This window comes from Clostridium chromiireducens (assembly GCF_003575225.1).
Classification (GTDB): domain Bacteria; phylum Bacillota; class Clostridia; order Clostridiales; family Clostridiaceae; genus Clostridium; species Clostridium chromiireducens.
This window is the reverse complement of sequence record NZ_QXDJ01000005.1, coordinates 327,715-346,175: the sequence shown is the minus strand read 5'-3', so window position 1 is coordinate 346,175 and position 18,461 is coordinate 327,715. Positions and strand designations below refer to the sequence as shown.

Below are 18,461 nucleotides of genomic sequence, written 5' to 3'. Positions count from 1 at the left end.
ATAAAAATTTCACTTAATAGACTTATTTCCACTAAAAAGTGCACACCCCTAATTCCAAAACCTTAAGGGTGTGCATATCCAATACAAAAATTTACTTTCTAAAACTTAAAATTTCTATCAAGGGTTGTCCCCTGAAACACTAAATCCATTTAAATCAGTGGCTTTCCATTATATTAATATTCTAGTTCTTATTTGGTGGAGGCCAAGCATGACCTTTGAAATCCACCAAAGAACATCATATAGTTACTTATTTATTTCATTATAAGCTTGTAGTCTATTTATATGAACAGCTAAATAAGTTAATTCGTCTTTAGGAATAACTCCATCATAAACCTTTTTTATATAATCCTTTATTTTAAAAGAAATTTCCATTGCTTCTGGATATAATGTTGCTATTTGCTCAAACATGGCATCATTCTCGTCTTTCAACATTTCATTATTAAAGAACCTCTCTGTAAAAAATTTAACATGTGTAATAAAACGCTGATAGTGAATTCCTTCCGTCTTTAGACCGCTACCAATTGAATACCTTACCAAGTTAACAATTCCACCTATCATTTTAGCATATTTCATACTATCTCTTGAGTCATTACTTTGTGATTGAGCATTTATTAAATGAAATGCAATATTAGCAGCTTCTTCTTCCGGAAGCGCAATGTCTATTAATTCATTTAAAAGCTTTAAAGCATATTTTCCAATTTTAAATTCCTCTGAATAATAATTTTTTATTTCCCAATAAACACGATTTGTTATATTAATATTCTTCTTTGCTCTTTCTACTGCAAAATTCAAATGATCACTTAATGTAAAATATATACTCATATTAAGCTTGGAACCTAACTCCTTTTCAGCTTCTGAAACAATTTTTTGAGTTATGTCAAGATATATTGGGGGAATTGAATCTAATAATTTTAAATACTCATTTATCTGGATGCTTTCTACAGGCATAAAAATTTGATCTACAACCTTTTTTTCAACAATGTCTCCATTTTTTTTATTATAGCCTATACCTTTTCCAAAGCAAACGAATTCTTTGTTATTCTCATCAATAGCTAAAATGACACTAGAATTAAGCACTTTTTTTATTTTCATAATCATCCCCCTATTATCTTTATTCTAAAATTTCTCCATTTGTTTTTATAACATTTTTATACCAAAAAAAAGAATCCTTCTTTAATCTTTTCAATGTTCCATTTCCTTCATCATCTTGATCAACATATATAAATCCATATCTCTTGCTCATCTGAGATGTAGAAACACTTATACAATCAATAGGTGCCCAGCTGGTATATCCTAGTAAATCTACTCCCATTTCCACAGCTTTCTTCATTTCACTTATATGTTCTCTGAAATACTCAATTCTATACGAATCATGAATAGTCCCATCTTCTTCTATAACATCCTTTGCTCCCATTCCATTTTCTACTATCATTAGCGGAACTCTATATCTATCATATAATTCGAGTAACGATATTCTAAGTCCTACTGGATCTATCTGCCAGCCCCATTCTGTAGAAGGAAGATATGGATTCTTTACTCCCATTATAGTATTTCCAGATGCTTTTTCTTTAGTTGTGTCCGCCGATTCTGTTCTTGACATATAGTAACTAAAAGATAGATGGTCAGCTGTATTCTCCTTTAATATTTCTTCATCATTTTCTTCCATTTTAATATTGATTCCATTATTTTTCAAGAAGACATTATATAATCTAGGATACTCTCCAAATATCTGAATATCAGCATGAACATGATTTCCTAAGTTACTATTTAATGAAAGCAATACATCCTCTGGATTACAAGTATTAGGATATGTTGTTAGCTTTGTTAGCATGCATCCCATTTTACTATCCTTAATGATTTTTCTGCATTCTTTTGTTGCTAAAGCTGCTGCAACATATTGGTGATGTAAGGCTTGGTAAACAGCTTCATCAAGCTTTCCTTCTGGACATTTATCTGGAATAATTCCTGCTGTTGTAAATGGATGTCTGCCAACACTATCTATTTCATTAAATGTCAACCAGTACTTGACATAATCTCCAAATGACTCAAAACAAACTTTCGCAAACTTAACGAAATAATCAATTAATTTTCGCTCTACCCATCCATTGTATTTCAAACTTAAATGCAAAGGCATTTCATAGTGTGATAGTGTAACAATTGGTTCAATATTATATTTTTTCAGCTCTTTAAATATATTTTCATAATATTTAATTCCTTCTTGATTAGGTTTACTTTCTTCTCCAGTTGGAAAAATTCTTGTCCAAGCGATAGAAATTCTTAGTGCTTTAAATCCCATTTCAGCAAACAAAGCAATATCTTCTTTATAATGATGATAAAAATCAATACCTCTCCTCTTTGGATAGAATTTCGTAGTTTGATCTCCCATAGCTTCTTCAATCATTTTGGTAGTAACCTTATTATGACCAGCATAATCCTCTACACTCAAATTTGGCTTATAACTTGCTACATCAGCTACGGACATCCCTTTCCCGTCAACATCAAAAGCTCCTTCAACTTGATTAGCTGAGATTGCTCCGCCCCATAAAAAATCTTCTCTAAATGACATTTTATACATCAACTCCAATCTAATTTATTGCAAATACATTATCTCTCTTGTTAACTTCTTTACTTTCTACAGTTTCTATCTTAGCATCTGGTCTATTTGTAATAATTACTGCAGTTACTGGATCAAAACCTTCTTCAACAATCTTATCTAAGTCAAAGCTTAATAACAGATCTCCTTGCTTCACACTTTTTCCAACTGATACTTCCGGATTAAAATATTTCCCTTTCAAATTTACTGTATCTAAGCCTACATGAAATAAGATTTCAGTACCATCTTCAGACTTCATTGCTAAAGAATGCTTTGTTTCAAAAATCATTTCAATTGTACCATCTATTGGAGCATATAATTTCCCCTTAGAAGGAATTATAGCAATACCTTCTCCCATTAATTTATTAGAAAAAACTTCGTCCTTTACTTCACTCAAAGGAATTAATTTCCCCTCTATTGGTGCTTTGAAATTTTCTTTTTTATTTTTAACCTTTTCATCTTCATTACTAGTTACTTCTTCTTTCCACAAAACTGCTACTGCAATAAATGAAGCTACAAATGAAACTCCTAATCCTATTATTGCATTCATTAAATTATTTGGTAATGTTTCAGAAATAAACATGGATAAACTTGCGATTCCAGGCCCTACTGCTACATATGCTTCAACAGCTTGAACTCCTAAGAAAGCACCTCCTGTAAAAGCCCCAATCATTACACCATAAAGTACACGTTTATGTAAGATTGTAACTCCATATAATGCTGGTTCAGTAATTCCAAATAGAGCTGATATACCTGCTGAGACCGCAGTAGATCTTAACGCTTTATCTTTTGTACGAATACTTACAGCAAAACATCCGCCAGCTTCTGAAATATTATGTGCGAGTGATGCTGCATTATATATTAATTCTCTCCCTGATTGACCTAAAGAAGTAATGACATAAGGAATCATTGCCTTATGCATACCTGTAACAACCATAAATGGCAAGAATGCTGCTAAAACTGCTACTGCTATCCAACCAAATTTACCAAAAACAAATAGTATTACTCCTGCAAACCCTTGCCCAAAATTATAACCTATAGGACCAAGAACAAGTAAAGTTACTGGTACAGTTATAAGTAATGACATCATCGGAACAAAAAAACTACGAATAACCTTTGGACTAATTTTATTAAAGAATTTTTCTAACTGTGAATACAATAATACGCATAATATTGCCGGAAAAACTTGATATGCATAGTTTACATTTTGTACTGGTATATTGAAAAATAAAGTTCCTTCTCCAAGTAGCTTAGCTAAATTAGGTGTTAACAGCGCTGCAACAGCAGATACTGCAACTAATGGATTAACTTTCATTTTATTAGCAGTTGTAATAGCTACTAAAAGCGGTAAGAAATATAATGGTGCATCACCTACAAAATTTAATATCTTATAAGTGGATGTAGTATTTGATAAAATTCCTAGCATGTTTAAAAGCATTAAAAGTGACTTTAAAATACCACCTCCAGCTATTGCTGGGATCAATGGTTGAAATACACTTATTACAAAGTCTAAAGCTATTGTACCTATTTTTCTTTTCTCTTTGTTATCTCCATTATTTACTCCTTTATCAGAAATAAGTTTTTTAACTTCATCATATACTTCAATAACAGAGTTTCCAATTATTACTTGACATTGTACATTTTGTTTAACACCTAATACCTCTGGAATACTTTCAAGATCCTTCACTTTTACTTTGCTATTATCAATAAGGTTGAATCTCAATCTTGTTGAACAGTGTTCAAGATGTTGAACATTTTCATCTCCACCTACAGCCTTTAATATCTTAGATGCTACTTCTTTATAATTCATATTATTTGTCCCCTCTCATTAAATAATAATAATAATAACTATAGTAATATTCGCATTCGCAGACTTTTTATTTGGCCAAGATAAAAAAGGACTCAAATAAACTAATATAATATTAGCTTATTCAAGTCCTGCCTGCATTACCAGTCACATGCCTGATATTTATATACTTTTATGTTATGTATGAAGTATAACACGAGCTACAGTAAACGTCAACATTTTTATTAATTATTTTTTAGGCATGCGTTATTAGTCATAATTACAGCACTTTTAAGCTTAATCAATATTTTATTAATAACTACCACATTCCTATCATTACTCAAGAACAATTTAACAAAGTACAATCAAAAAGACTTATGAGTAGCAATATCAATATTGATTGTACTTTTGTAAAACCTAAGTAAACACACTACAGTATGATAAAGTCACCCAGCTTAAAAATACCGGTCTTTTATTCTTCTTATTTACTATAAATTTAGAAGTAACTTTTCATATTTATTTTGTATTAATTTTATAACTGGTACTCCAACTATTGTAACTACAATAAATTCACCAATTGCAACTTCACCAATTGATAATAAAAGTGGAAGTTGGTAAATATAATAAAGCATCCATCCAATTATTATACCATTACAAATGGTAGGCCAAAGTGATGCTATAATTAATGACGCTCTCTTATTCTTCACAAACTTTTCTGTGATTGAAATAGCATAAACGCTAATAAATGTTGCAAATGTACCAAATATAATATCCATTAATCCATTTGGCCCAAGAATATTTGCAATAAAGCATCCGATAGTAAGTCCCACAATATAAAATGGATCAAAAAATGCCAATAGCACCATTATTTCTGATACTCTAAATTGTATAGGTCCATAACTTATTGGAGCTAGTGCAATTGTTATAGCTGCATAAAGTGCTGCTATAATAGATGTCTTAACTACTCTTTGTACTGTCTTATTATTATTCACATGAACTCCTCCATTTAATTAATTCTATTCTCCACGTCAATACTACTTATATAATCTTAAAAAAACCTCCAAACAAAAAAATCGTAGAAAACATTCTACGATAAATAAACTCAACAAAAACAAAAGATTTTAATAAAAAATTAATTAAAATCTTTATTCTTCTCAATTATTTTACCGTAGTTTTGTTTTGGGCACATGAAAGAAAATAGTTTATCAAATATGCAAGCATATTAGTCTATTATTTTTCAGATTGTGCCTCAGTCAGGAGGCTTTCGAACTGACTATATGTTAATTTTTACCCATATGATTATATCAAATTAAAAAGACTATTACAAGTTATACATTTATTTGGTCACTTGCAGAGCTGTTCATTGAATACTATACTATATTTAGGTAACATATTCTTTACTATGTACTTAAGGCACATTCAAAAAAATAGAAATTCAATCTGCCTCCTTACCCGATGTAAATTATTTATGGCAAATATGGACTTGCTATTTCCCATCATGTGCCTACTAAAACTCATGAAATGAGAGGGCGATTTATGAATAAAAAAGAGATATTGGAATTAAAAAGACGTTTAAAAAAGGACGAGTGTACATTTACCAGAATGTGTGGCTGCTATGTAGATGGCCAAAAAAATATAGTATTAAATATTAAAGAAACTTTTTTAAATCTAAGAGAGGAAGAATTCTTTAAATATTTAGAGATTGCAAGTAAAACATTATCTGGAACAGTGGGCAATAACCTTCTAGAACTTAATTTTCCCCTTGATGAAGAAAATATAGGCGGTAGACAACTGTCTCTGATGGAACTAAAAAAAAGTAGACTAAAAAATGATGCGCTGCTTGATGACTTCTATAAACTAATTATTGATAGTTATGACTATACAGGTAATTTTCTAATACTTGTTTTTCACGATGCTTACGATGTTATGACAAAAACTACGGATAATGCAAAATTAGATGAATCTGAAGAAGTATATGAATACCTATTATGTGCAATATGTCCAGTATCACTTTCGAAACCAGGTCTTGGATATATTTCAGATGAAAATCGAATAGGAGCACGTATTAGAGATTGGGTAGTTGGTCCCCCTGATCTTGGCTTTGTATTTCCAGCTTTTACAGACCGTAGTACTGATATTCACTCCGTTATGTACTATACAAAGGATGCAAAAGATCCACATCCAGAATTTATGGAAGAAGCACTAGGCTGTAGTTCAAAGCAAACAGCCACTGAACAGAAAGAAGCATTCCAGAATATTATTCGTAAGGCCATTGGCAGTGATGATGAAAAATCTGATCACATCTTCATGGAGATTCAAGAAACTCTTAATAATATGGTAGATGATCACAAAGCCGTTAATGGTAAGAATGCTGAGCCTATAGCCTTAACTAATGATAATATTCAAGATATTCTAATTGAAAGCGGAATTCCTGAAGAAATTACTGCAAAAATCGAAAAATCTTATACAAGAGAATTTGGTGATACTCCTCCTGTAGTAGAAAATTTAATTGATAAAAAAGTACTTGCAGCAAATGAGCAAAGAAAAAAGGAAGAAAGACTTGAAAAACAAGTACGTATACTAGAAAGAAGACTTGAAAAAACAACACAAGATACTGAATTAGAATCAGATAAAAATTCAGCTTTAGAAATAGAAAGTGAATCTGCTTTGAATACCATATTAGAAACAGAAACTTCTACTGCGTTAAAGACAGATTTTGATATTATCTCAGAAACAGATGTGGAGTTAGAAACAGCTTCTGACACCGTCTTGGAACCAACGCCTAACTCTGAAATAAAATCCGAGACACATGCAACTACAAACTATGACATTGTACTTCACGTTAAACCTCAAAAAGTAGCTCAAATAAAATCACAAATAATTGATGGTAAAAAATGTATTATAATTCCTATGGACGATGATGAACAAGCTAATGTTAATGGTGTTAATGCCGTACTTTAGTTTATAATGAAGCATATTTTCTCATTATTATACTAAGAATTCCATTAAAAAAGGCTACTATCTATAATTATTATGGATATTGGCCTCTCTATCTAAAAAAATTCAGATTACCGTGTTTTCTATATTGTAAGTAAAGCAATAAGTTTAACTTTTACTATAATAAAAGTTAAACTTTATTTAAATTTATTCCTCATATGAAACGTACAATCATTGCTCTTTTTGTATTAGATTCATAAAAATCTATAATTAAAACACCACGTTAATCTACAGTTTTAGAATTAACAAATTCTTTAATTATTTCATCCGAATTATCAGTGTCTTCAAAAAAACATACTGAGTAATAAATATTATTTTCTTTCCAAATATATTCTCCGTTATTAATAGACGTACCATCCTCAAGTATTTCAGTATATAAATATTTCCAAACTTCGTTATTATTTATATTTATTTTTTCACCTTTAACCTGCTTATTTTTTTCATTTTCATTATCCCATATATTAATGTATCCATTCTTCAGTATGTCCTCATAATATTTTAAGTTTTTTTTCTCCGTAAAAGTTATTGAACCACTTTTATTCGAATAAAAGCTAGTAAGTTCATAATTAATATTATTATTTTTTATATCAGAATCCCCTGAGATTCCTATTGATGATTCTTTTATACTTATATCTTCATTGATTTTTAGTGGAAATTTAGGATTAAAACCTAAAAAGCTCTTTGCTTTTTCTAAATCTTCTTTCTCATAAATCATCATTGTTGCAATTTCTGTTGAAGCCTCTTTTTCTACAGAATAATTCACATTCTTTATTTCTTCGGGATATACTATAGATTTTGCTATTTTTTCTAGATCATCTTGTGAAATATTGTGGCTTTGAGTATTGTTTTGAGCTGAACTTGTAACCGTTGAATTATATCCTATACTGTACCATAAGCCTTCATTTTTCCATGCAAAATATTTATTAACCTCTTTAAACTCTGGCCTTACATCACCACTTTTCAATGTCTCAGCTGGAGAAATAGATGTTACAGTAACACTAAATCCATCTATCTCTCCTAATTTCATAGCTTGTTCTTCACTTTCAACTTTAAGATTACTTAATCCATTTTTTATATTTCCTATTTTCTTCAAATATTCTAATGGTTCTTTTTCAGAAACTTGAAATGTAAAATTAATGTCACCATCCAAATATATAAGTAAGACATTGTCCTTATCAGAAAGTTTTATAAGTTGAAGGCTCTCTGCTTTGTCTGATCTAGGAAAATCAGGCAATTTAAATTCGAAGCCCGCTACTTTTTCTACTCTTCCTATATTATCATAAGTCTTTGTAGGTGTATCAACAAGAAATTTAGGTATATTCATTATATTAGTAGTTGATGTAGTATTATTAATGTCTAATGCTTTAACGTTTACGCTATTTGTAAGTATTATGGCACCAGCTAGCACGCAACCTACAATACCCACTATCGAAATTTTATAAGAATCTTTTTTAAATTTTTTTATCATTTTAATTCTCCCTTTATTTTGATTTTTTTATAATTCATTAATTTATATAAAACATATGTGAAAGCTGATTATTATCATCCGTACTTAGAATATATTTATGCACATAAATTTTAGTTTTGTTAGTTAGATTTATTTCCACTTACTCTTATATTATTGCAACAGCTCTAATCCCTCTGCACTAACCTCCTTTATTTTCACCGAAAAACAGCAAACGGTAAATCCATAAGAATGTAAATTACTTTCAATAGAAATGCTTAAGTAAATAAATTTTCTTATACTTTTTCCCTAAAAATTACTTATAATCATATATTATACTTATTCTCCAAAAAGACTTAATTACCTCTAAAATGAGTCAATAAATTTATTAACTGATTCTTAAGATGATTTGCTCCTTAAAGACCTATAGTATAAATTTAATATAAAATAATTAAAGCCGATATTTTCTAAATTTGAGAGAATATCAGCCTCTAATATATAATTATACTTTCATGATATAATTCCCTATTTTAAAATAATACGGTAAATTTAACTCAAAAATATAATTGCCTGTTTCTTAATTTTCGTCTAATATTGTTTGTACCGTAGTACACCCCTTATGTTTTTACAAAGTCTCATCAATGCGACTTGTTGATTTATATATAATATTCTAAATTAATGTATAGATATAGTAGGTATAAATTAATATTTTAAGATAGGAGAGTAAAAATGAAATATAAAAAAAATTACACTTTTAATGACTATTTTGAATTATTTTTATATGCTCTTGCTTTTATTTGTTTTATTTACTTTCTTATTAAGGGAGATATTCAGAAAATACTTCAACCATTACTAATTGTTTCAGTATTGATTACTTTAAAAATGATGCTAAAAAGAACTAAACTTCCTATTTCCCATGGTTTAAGATTCTCAATTTTAGCATTTATTTTCGTCACCATGTTTTTTGCTAACGAATTTAGAGGTTTTAGAATAAAATTAGATAAGATGATACTTCATGCACCCTAATTAATATTGATACAGCATAAATTACCACCTGAAATTATATTTCAGGTGGTAATTTAATTATATATCAGATTTTAAATTACTCACATTATACAACAACTAACCTACTCATATAGTATTAAACTCTATACTTTTAACGACGAGAAAAATCTCTTGGTTAAATTATACGGTTAATTTTCTATTTATTTCAAAGTATCTGCTACTGCTTTTAAATCATAAAGCTGTCCTGAATTATTTCCACCAAAACCTTCTTGATTTTGTTTTCTTGAGTTTGAATTTTGGTCATTATTTTCATCTGCAGCTTGTGAATTTTTATTGCTTTGTTGATTACTTACCGCAGTGTCCTTATATTCACCTTCAGGAACTGCTGTACCATTTTCAGTAACCCAATTCATAATTTCACTGTTTCCGCCTCTTCCCATGCCTCCTGTGAGTACATATCTTAATTCTCCGTTCTTAACCATTTCTTTAAATTGATCTAAAGTTAATATATTATCACTTGTGAAGCCACCAAGAGCCATTACCGGTTCACCTGTTTGAATTATTATACTATCTGCACTTTGAGATGAAGAGACTACAAGTAGATATTTTTCAGTTGTTTTATTACTTTTTAAGAAATCAATTAACTTAGAATTTTCACTGCTGAGGCCCTCTCCTCTTGATCCAAAGCCTTCTCCTTGACTATTTGAGAGAAGTTCTAATCCAGCAGTAGGAATACTACTATTTACACTATGAATTAGTGCTGCACTTGCTCCAATAAATGGTGTAACTAAAATAGATATTGTAGCAATTACTGTTAATGCTTTCTTCAATTTTATATTCTTATTAAAATTATCCTTCGCTATAGCTACAGTATCGTTTCTTTTAATAAAAGTTGATATATTTAGAATACTTAATATTGCTGATGCCGCAAAACACACTACTAGTGATATTAAAATTATATTTCTTGTAGCAGCCGATAGATTGCTTGTAAAGTAAGATAACATCATCAAATGAGTCAATCCTTCTATAACAAAAGCTATTGGTAAAAGCCACGCTTTCCACTTTCCTTCTTTATAGAATTCCCACATTGTAGTAATTCCAATTCCTGATAAAGCCGCTGCCGGAGGTGCCATCATTGTTAGATAGTATGGATGGAATAATCCTGTTGTGAAACTAAAATATATAAACTCAGGGAACAACCACACAAACCATAATACTAATGAAGATTTCCTCTTATTATCTAATTTTACTCCTAATTTTTCTTTTAGTGCACCTGCTATAAATCCTAATAATGCAAGTGGTAAAAACCAAACTATTTGATCTGATAAACTACTTTTAACAAATAATCTCGAAAGACCTGCGCTTACTTGTGCCCCAAATGTACCTTGAAGACCGCCTTGACCTCCTGGTCCGCCACCATCTATCATTCCTCCACTAGGCGGCTGCATATTACCACGATCTCGCCCATTTCCATCACCTTGCATTGTTCCATCAGTAGGCGCTCCTTGACCACCCATTTCATCACCATTTGGACCGCCGCTTGACATTCCTACTTGTTGATCATCGTTTTGGGTGCCGCTTGACATACTTCCTTTGTTATCTCCGTCTGGAGCACCTTGAGACGTCTTATTACCATTATTATCAGCATTATTACTTCTACTGCCAGGACCTCCACCTGAATTACCGCTTAGCCCAAGTCTTTCTAAACCATTGTGTCCAATTATTAATTCTAATTCACTGTTATTAGTACTACTCCCTACATAAGGTCTATTTTGAGCTGGTACCAAATCTACAATTACTGCCCATGATAAAGATACTGCTAGTAAAATAACTGATCCTATTACAAGGTGTCCAATTCTCTTTTTAAATGGTATAGTTGTAGAAAGAAGATATGTTATATATAAAGCCGGACCAATCATATATGCTTCCAACATTTTTATATTAAAGCCAATACCTACGAGTAATAAGCTTATATAAAGATATTTAGCCTTTCCAGCTTCCACTGCTTTAGTAAGAGCTAAACAAGCAAATAATAATGTTACTACTAGTAAATTATCTATGGTATTATTTCTGCTTGCCGCTACAAATACTGGAGTTATTGCAAGACATAATGCTGAAATAAGTCCAGCTACACTTCCAAAAGACCTTTTAACAATATAATATATAAGATAAACTGAAATCACACCCGCTATTGCTTGTGGCAAAAGTATACTCCATCCACTGAAACCAAATATTTTAGCAAAAATCGCTTGTATCCAAAATCCCATTGGCGGCTTATCAATTGTTACAAAGCTTCCTGGATCAAAAGACACAAAGAAGAAATTTTTGAGGCTTAGCGTCATACTCTTTACGCCAGCAGCATAATAACCATTTCCATATCCTTCAATTCCTATATTTGCAAAATTCAATACAGCAGATAATATTAAAATTAATGTTATACATATGTTTTCTTTAGTCAACTTAAATCTTTTCATAATTTTTCCTCCTAATTAAATCGCTTTTATATAGATTAACATTGTCATATTTTTACAACACAAATTCCATTATGATTTTTTATATTGTTAATTATAATAACTTTGTTTTCCTTTGCTCTCTTTAAGAATTTTGCCAATATATTGCCCAACTACACCAATAAATCCTAAGATTACTCCAAACATCATCATATTAACTCCAATCCTCATTGTAAAATTCATTAATTCATTTTTATTAAACATAATCTTTACAGTACTAATAAATACTAAAATCATTCCTATAAAAAAATTTGAAATTCTATTTTCATATCTATAAACTAATTTATCATTCATCCTTATCACCCCAAATCAAATGTACTTCTTACTTATTAACTATGGCCTAAAACTCTTTTAGATTGCTTTAACTTATTTATAATTTAATATATTAACCTGTACATTTCCTTAACAAGTAATTTTATTATTGTTCATTTTTCTTCGCAACAGAAAATACCATATTAAAGATAACTTCAACATGGTATTTATATACTAACGTTATATTGTGGAGAATATGTTAAAAATAAATAATTCCTATTCTTTTTTACTTATTCACACAACTACATGCATTTATATCATTCTCGTCTGAATAATTTTCTTTTTCTAACTGTTCTTTTTCTATTTTATTTATAGAAATATAATAAGCGCAAGCAAGTGGGATACATGCTCCAAACCACGCTAAAGGATTTGATAGAGATACTCCTAAGAATCCAAATGTCCTTGACAACATTATCGCAGCTAAAGTTCTCATTAATAATTCCATAATACCTGCAACGGTTGGAATAAAGCTTTGACCTAAGCCTTGAAGAGTGTTCCTGTATATAAAAAGCATTGAAAGCACAAAATAAAATATTCCATTGGAAGTTAAATATATTTGTGATAAGGATATAACTTCCTTTTGATCAAATCCAACGAAAATTGCTGTTAGATATTGTCCTGCGAATATATTAATAATTGCTACAATAACACTGAAAACTACTGATATAAGAACACACTTTCTTACTCCTTCTTTTATTCTGTCATATTTTTTTGCACCATAATTTTGAGCTGTATAGGTAGCCATTGTGATACCTATAGAAATCATTGGCTGAACTGCAATAGTATCAATTTTTTGAGCCGCTGTATAAGCAGCAACAGAAACAGCACCAAGACTATTAAGTGCAAATTGCACTACAAGAGTGCCAATTGCTATTATAGACAATTGAAATGCCATTGGCAGAGAGATTTTTAAATGTTCTATAAAAACACTCTTTGATATTTTCAAATCGCTTTTTGTTAATTTAAGTATTGGTAAATATCTTTTTATGTACCATATACATAATAAAGCTGAAACTCCTTGTGCTAAAACGGTTGCTAGCGCTGCTCCTCTTACCCCCATCTTAAAGATTAAAATAAAACCAAACTCTAAAATTATATTTAAAATACATGCTACTACTAAATATATAAGTGGTGTTCTACTATCTCCCAAAGCTCTTATAACATTTGAAAAGAAATTAAAAAACATTGAAGCTATTATTCCAAGAAATATTATAAACATAAAATTATATGCATCATCTATAATCTCTGCTGGTGTATTTAAGGCTTCTAATATATCCCTAGCAAAAATTGTACTTATTATAGTAAGAACTATAGTTACTATCATACTAATGATTATACCTGTAAAATAACTTTCTTTAATTGCTTTTTTATCACCTGCTCCAAATTTCTGGGCCGTAATAATGGAAAGTCCACCTGTTAAACCTTGAGCAAAGCCTAAAATCAAAAACATGATACCGCCTGTACAACCTACAGCAGCTAAAGCGTTAATACCTATAGTACGTCCAACAATAAATGTATCAGCTATATTATAAAATTGTTGAAATATATTACCAATTAATAATGGAACAGTAAATAATAATATTAATTTGGCAGGATTGCCTTGTGTTAAATTTTTAGTACCAGCCATTAAACTTCCTCCTAAAGACATTTGTAATTTTAACTTATGTTATCGTTAATTACATAAATCATATGAAAAATTCTAAGCATTATCAAGATTTATTTTGTTAATTATCCAAATGCTAGATAACACTACAAATTATACTCTATCAATTTATAAAATGTTACAATTAATTAAAATACCGCTTAAACTTAAAAAATAGATGGCTGGCCATCTATTTTTTTTTGCACATTTCTTTATGTAATTTATCACCTTAATATCGTTAAATAAGTCCTATCCAATATTCAGTAATTTCTCAATTTCCTCTTTAGTAATAGGTTTACTAAAGAAATACCCTTGTCCATAATCGCAACCATTTAATTTCAAAAATTCCAAGTGTTCCTTTGTTTCAATACCTTCTGCAACAATTTTCAAATTTAATTGGTGAGTAAGTTTTATCACATAATCTACAATTACTTCTTCCTCTTCTATTTTTGATATGTTCTTAATAAAATCTTTATCAAGTTTAACAACATCTATTGGTAACTTCTTAATATATGTTAGTGAAGAATATCCTGTACCAAAATCATCTAATGCTATTTTTATATTCATATCTTTTATTTCTCTTAGGACTTTTATAGATGTATTTAAATCATTCATAAGTGCTGTTTCAGTTACCTCAAATTGAATATTATCATTTTTAATTTTTACTCTTGATAGTAAATCTTTAACTTCATTTATGAATCCCTCTCTTGTAACACTTTTGCCTGAGATATTTATGGACATTTTTAAATCAGCATACCCCATATCTTCCCATTGCTTTTTCTGCATTAATGCTGTTTCTAATATCCAACTTTCAATATCATGTATCAATCCATTTTCCTCAGCTAACGGTATAAATTCCATTGGTGGAATCATCCCCCTTATTGGGTGAAACCACCTTATTAATGCTTCTACTCCTATGATTTTTTCACTATTTAAATCAATTATGGGTTGATAAAAAAGATTAAATTCTTTATTTTCTATTGCACGTCTTAAATCATTAATAATTTTTATTTTTTTGGAATTCTCTTCTTGAATTTCTTGCAGATAAAAACAATAATTATCTTTCATATTTTTCTTTACAAAATACATTGCCACATCTGAATTTTTAAGTAATGTAGACAGATTATCGCCATCTTCTGGATAAATTGCAATTCCTATACTATGAGAAATAAAAAACTCTTGTTTATCAATCACCCATGGTCTTCTTAAATATTTTATTAATTTCTGAACTTTATCAATTATTTCCTGCCTATTTTTTATGTCTTCAAAAATAATTGCAAATTCATCTCCACCTAATCTCGCTACAAAATCAGGTGCTTTTACTTGATATTTTAATATATTGGAAATATATTTTAAAAGTAAATCTCCAGAAGTATGTCCCAACGTATCATTTACATGCTTAAAATTATCTATATCCATATAAAGTAAGGCAAATTTTGTATTCGAGTCATTATTCTTATCAGTGTTAATTAACTCATTTACTTTTAGCTCAAACGAAAGTCTATTAGGCAATTCTGTTAACATATCTTTATAAGCTAAAGAATTAAGTTGATTTTGTATTAATTTTTGTTCTGTAATATCTGTGTGCGAACCAGCCATTCTAACAATTTTACCATCAGAATTTCTTATTGCTTTAGCTTTGCTTAACACCCACTTTTCTTCTCCATTTTTGCATACCATCCTATATATACTTTCGTACGAACTAGAATTAGATAGAATATAGTCATTTATTTGAGAAACAACATTAATTTTATCTTCCTGGTGAATTAATTTTATCCATCCCTGTAAAGTATTCTCCACTTCATCATTCTCGTATCCAAGATAACTTTTCCAATTCATACAAAAATAATATTTATCTTTTTCCACTTCCCAATCCCAAATACAACAATCTGCACCTTCAACAGCTAATTCATATCTCTGCTCGCTTATCAGAAGTGCATCATTTTGTTTTTCTAATTCCTCAAACTTTTTTCTTAGTTCATCTTCCAATGCTATTAGTTCTTCATTATTAGCACTTAGTGCTTCAAAATTTCTAGCTATTGTTTTTAAAGTTTTTTCTACCAAAATAACCCTCTTTAAAACCAATAAGTAGATTAATATCGTGGTTATTAAAACATACAGCCATCCTTTATATGTTGCTACTTCTATATAAATATCCATATTGGTAATGAATTTTCCAAGCAATCTATCAGATAGCAGAATCCATAATGCTCCGATAATTCCGTATATAATTGATATTCTTAGTGCTTCATAATACGGAGATATTTTATAATCATTATTTAGATAAAATTCTAAATCTCTCTCTACTAGTTCATTATTTCTTCTTTTGTATGACTCCAACTTTTTCAGCAATCTTACTCACCCTCTCATAATTAAAAAAATTAAATATTATTCCGTTTAGTTTCTAAAATAGTGTTAATTTAAAGTTGAATTAAAAACTAAACATTTATTCATATATTATTATCGACATTATTATTTAAAGTTTGATTATATTATTCAAAATAAATTATACCACTCTTATGTAAAATTTTGTACTAATTTGAAAAAAATAATACTATTCATACTGATATGGATTGTTTTTTGTTTAATTAGTAAAAGATATGGGTTCACAAATATATGTTATTATACTTTTTTATTATCTCATCAATAAAATAAGACCAGAGATTATTATTAAACTCTGGTTTTATAAAGAAATAAGTGCACTTATAAATTAGTCATCCCTATTTCTAAATGATAAATATTGCCACTATGGTCGTAACTACTAACCCTATAACTACTGGCTTAAGATTTTTCTTTGCCAATTCAAAAGCATCTACACGACAGATAGCCGCTACAGGTATTAGCGCCCAAGGGATTACGGTTCCCCCACCTACCCATATTCCTGCTATTTGACCTAGAGCTGTTAGCGTTGCTACGCCTCCACCTATAGCAGTTGAGAATATTTTAGCTATAGATCCAACTAAAGATATTCCTGAAAAACCTGAACCATCTAATCCTGTAATTGCACCAACAACTGTGAGTGTGCTAGCTGAAACAACCGAGTTAATTGGTACATTATTCGCAAGTGCAACGCCTAGATCATTTACTATACCATTAGATCCTTCAGGGAGTATTTTCCCAAAAATCTCAGTAAACGCTGAATCGCCTAAATAAAAGAAGGCAGCTATAGGTATAACAACACCAAAAATCTTAAACCCAAATTGAAGACCACTAACTAGATTATCAGTAACTTTTTCTAAGGAATTTTCCTTATATATTATTACTGAAATAAAGCTTAATATAAATATTGCAGTACCACCTATAAGAGCTGTAGCATCGCCACCTTGCAATTTAGCAACATACATAATAAAGATATCTAAAGCAAAAAGAACTAATATTGATAAAGCTAAAATCCTTCTTAATTTTTTTGAATGAATAAGCATTGAGACTTCAGAATTTCCTGTTGTTTCTTCAATTTCATATTCATTAGTTATAGCTCCTGCCTTAATGTCTTTTCTAAGATAATAAAATGCCGCTGTGGTTGTCACTATACCCATTGTAATCACAAGTGGAATACTTGCAGATATAACATTAGCAACAGGTATACCTGCCGCATCTGCTGTGAGTTTAGGTGCTGCTTGGATAATATAGTCACTAGATAAAGCTATACCATGTCCAAATAAGTTCATTGAAATAGCTACCCCCATAGCTGGAAGCCCTGCTTTTTTAGCTATTGGTAAAAATAATGCTCCTATAAGCGCTACTGCTGGTGATGGCCAGAAGAACCATGATAAAATCATCATTACAATTCCGATAACCCAATAAGCTATCCAATAGTTTTTAATAATTCCTTTGAAAGGAGAAACCATTTCATCATTTATTCCTGAATCCATTAACGTGTTACTCATAGCACTGATAATAGAGATAATAAAAATAGTAGGTATAAGCTCCTTCGTTGCATATATAAAACTATTAAATACTCCCATGACGGATTTATACATAGAACCTGTCCCTGCTAATCCTAGAATGAAAATACCTATTATACATAACAGCGATATATCTTTTTTCTTAACCATCGCAAAAATTAATATGATGATAAAGATAAGATAAATATAATGAAGTGGTGTTAATATTAAGTTAATCATGTATTTCACCTATATAAGTTAATATATTGTTATATTATGTCAGAAACA

The 18,461-nt window shown here is 29.9% G+C and carries 12 protein-coding genes; 2 read left to right on the top strand and 10 right to left on the bottom strand.

Annotated elements, in window-relative coordinates; all coding sequences use genetic code 11:
* Nucleotides 1-243: 243 nt before the first annotated feature.
* From D2A34_RS20220 to D2A34_RS20205, 4 genes are all read right to left on the bottom strand, one after another.
* A complete protein-coding gene (locus D2A34_RS20220) occupies nucleotides 244-1,092 on the bottom strand; it encodes a PRD domain-containing protein (RefSeq protein WP_119367805.1) in 849 nt (282 codons plus the stop codon).
* Between the two features lie 19 nt (nucleotides 1,093-1,111).
* A complete protein-coding gene (locus tag D2A34_RS20215; protein WP_079441956.1) occupies nucleotides 1,112-2,566 on the bottom strand; it encodes a glycoside hydrolase family 1 protein in 1,455 nt (484 codons plus the stop codon).
* A gap of 19 nt (nucleotides 2,567-2,585) precedes the next feature.
* Nucleotides 2,586-4,403 carry a beta-glucoside-specific PTS transporter subunit IIABC gene (locus D2A34_RS20210; protein ID WP_079441957.1) on the bottom strand — a complete coding sequence of 606 codons (1,818 nt, stop codon included), beginning with the start codon at nucleotides 4,401-4,403 and terminating at the stop codon, nucleotides 2,586-2,588.
* 464 nt (nucleotides 4,404-4,867) lie between these two features.
* Nucleotides 4,868-5,371: a QueT transporter family protein gene (locus tag D2A34_RS20205; RefSeq protein ID WP_119367804.1), complete on the bottom strand. Its 504-nt coding sequence runs from the start codon at nucleotides 5,369-5,371 to the stop codon at nucleotides 4,868-4,870.
* A 544-nt stretch (nucleotides 5,372-5,915) separates the two neighbouring features.
* Here D2A34_RS20205 and D2A34_RS20200 point away from each other — a divergent pair.
* On the top strand, nucleotides 5,916-7,340 hold the full coding sequence (locus tag D2A34_RS20200; protein WP_079441959.1) for a DUF4317 domain-containing protein: 1,425 nt from the start codon (nucleotides 5,916-5,918) through the stop codon (nucleotides 7,338-7,340).
* Between the two features lie 259 nt (nucleotides 7,341-7,599).
* Here the strand turns inward: D2A34_RS20200 and D2A34_RS20195 are convergent, their stop codons facing one another.
* A complete protein-coding gene (locus D2A34_RS20195) occupies nucleotides 7,600-8,844 on the bottom strand; it encodes a hypothetical protein (RefSeq protein ID WP_079441960.1) in 1,245 nt (414 codons plus the stop codon).
* A gap of 705 nt (nucleotides 8,845-9,549) precedes the next feature.
* Here D2A34_RS20195 and D2A34_RS20190 point away from each other — a divergent pair.
* On the top strand, nucleotides 9,550-9,846 hold the full coding sequence (locus D2A34_RS20190) for a hypothetical protein (protein ID WP_079441961.1): 297 nt from the start codon (nucleotides 9,550-9,552) through the stop codon (nucleotides 9,844-9,846).
* 179 nt (nucleotides 9,847-10,025) lie between these two features.
* On the opposite strand, the gene D2A34_RS20185 is transcribed toward D2A34_RS20190, so the two are convergent.
* From D2A34_RS20185 to D2A34_RS20165, 5 genes are all read right to left on the bottom strand, one after another.
* The gene (locus tag D2A34_RS20185) at nucleotides 10,026-12,299 is read right to left on the bottom strand and encodes a glycosyltransferase family 39 protein (RefSeq protein ID WP_079441962.1); all 2,274 of its coding nucleotides are present in this window, start codon (nucleotides 12,297-12,299) and stop codon (nucleotides 10,026-10,028) included.
* 87 nt (nucleotides 12,300-12,386) lie between these two features.
* Complete coding sequence (locus tag D2A34_RS20180; RefSeq protein ID WP_079439466.1) at nucleotides 12,387-12,629, bottom strand: hypothetical protein; 243 nt, start codon at nucleotides 12,627-12,629, stop codon at nucleotides 12,387-12,389.
* 244 nt (nucleotides 12,630-12,873) lie between these two features.
* On the bottom strand, nucleotides 12,874-14,274 hold the full coding sequence (locus D2A34_RS20175; protein ID WP_079439465.1) for an MATE family efflux transporter: 1,401 nt from the start codon (nucleotides 14,272-14,274) through the stop codon (nucleotides 12,874-12,876).
* A gap of 264 nt (nucleotides 14,275-14,538) precedes the next feature.
* Nucleotides 14,539-16,641, bottom strand: coding sequence for a bifunctional diguanylate cyclase/phosphodiesterase (locus tag D2A34_RS20170; protein ID WP_119367803.1), 2,103 nt, complete (start codon nucleotides 16,639-16,641; stop codon nucleotides 14,539-14,541).
* A 374-nt stretch (nucleotides 16,642-17,015) separates the two neighbouring features.
* Complete coding sequence (locus D2A34_RS20165) at nucleotides 17,016-18,413, bottom strand: hypothetical protein (RefSeq protein WP_182629434.1); 1,398 nt, start codon at nucleotides 18,411-18,413, stop codon at nucleotides 17,016-17,018.
* Nucleotides 18,414-18,461 lie beyond the last annotated feature (48 nt).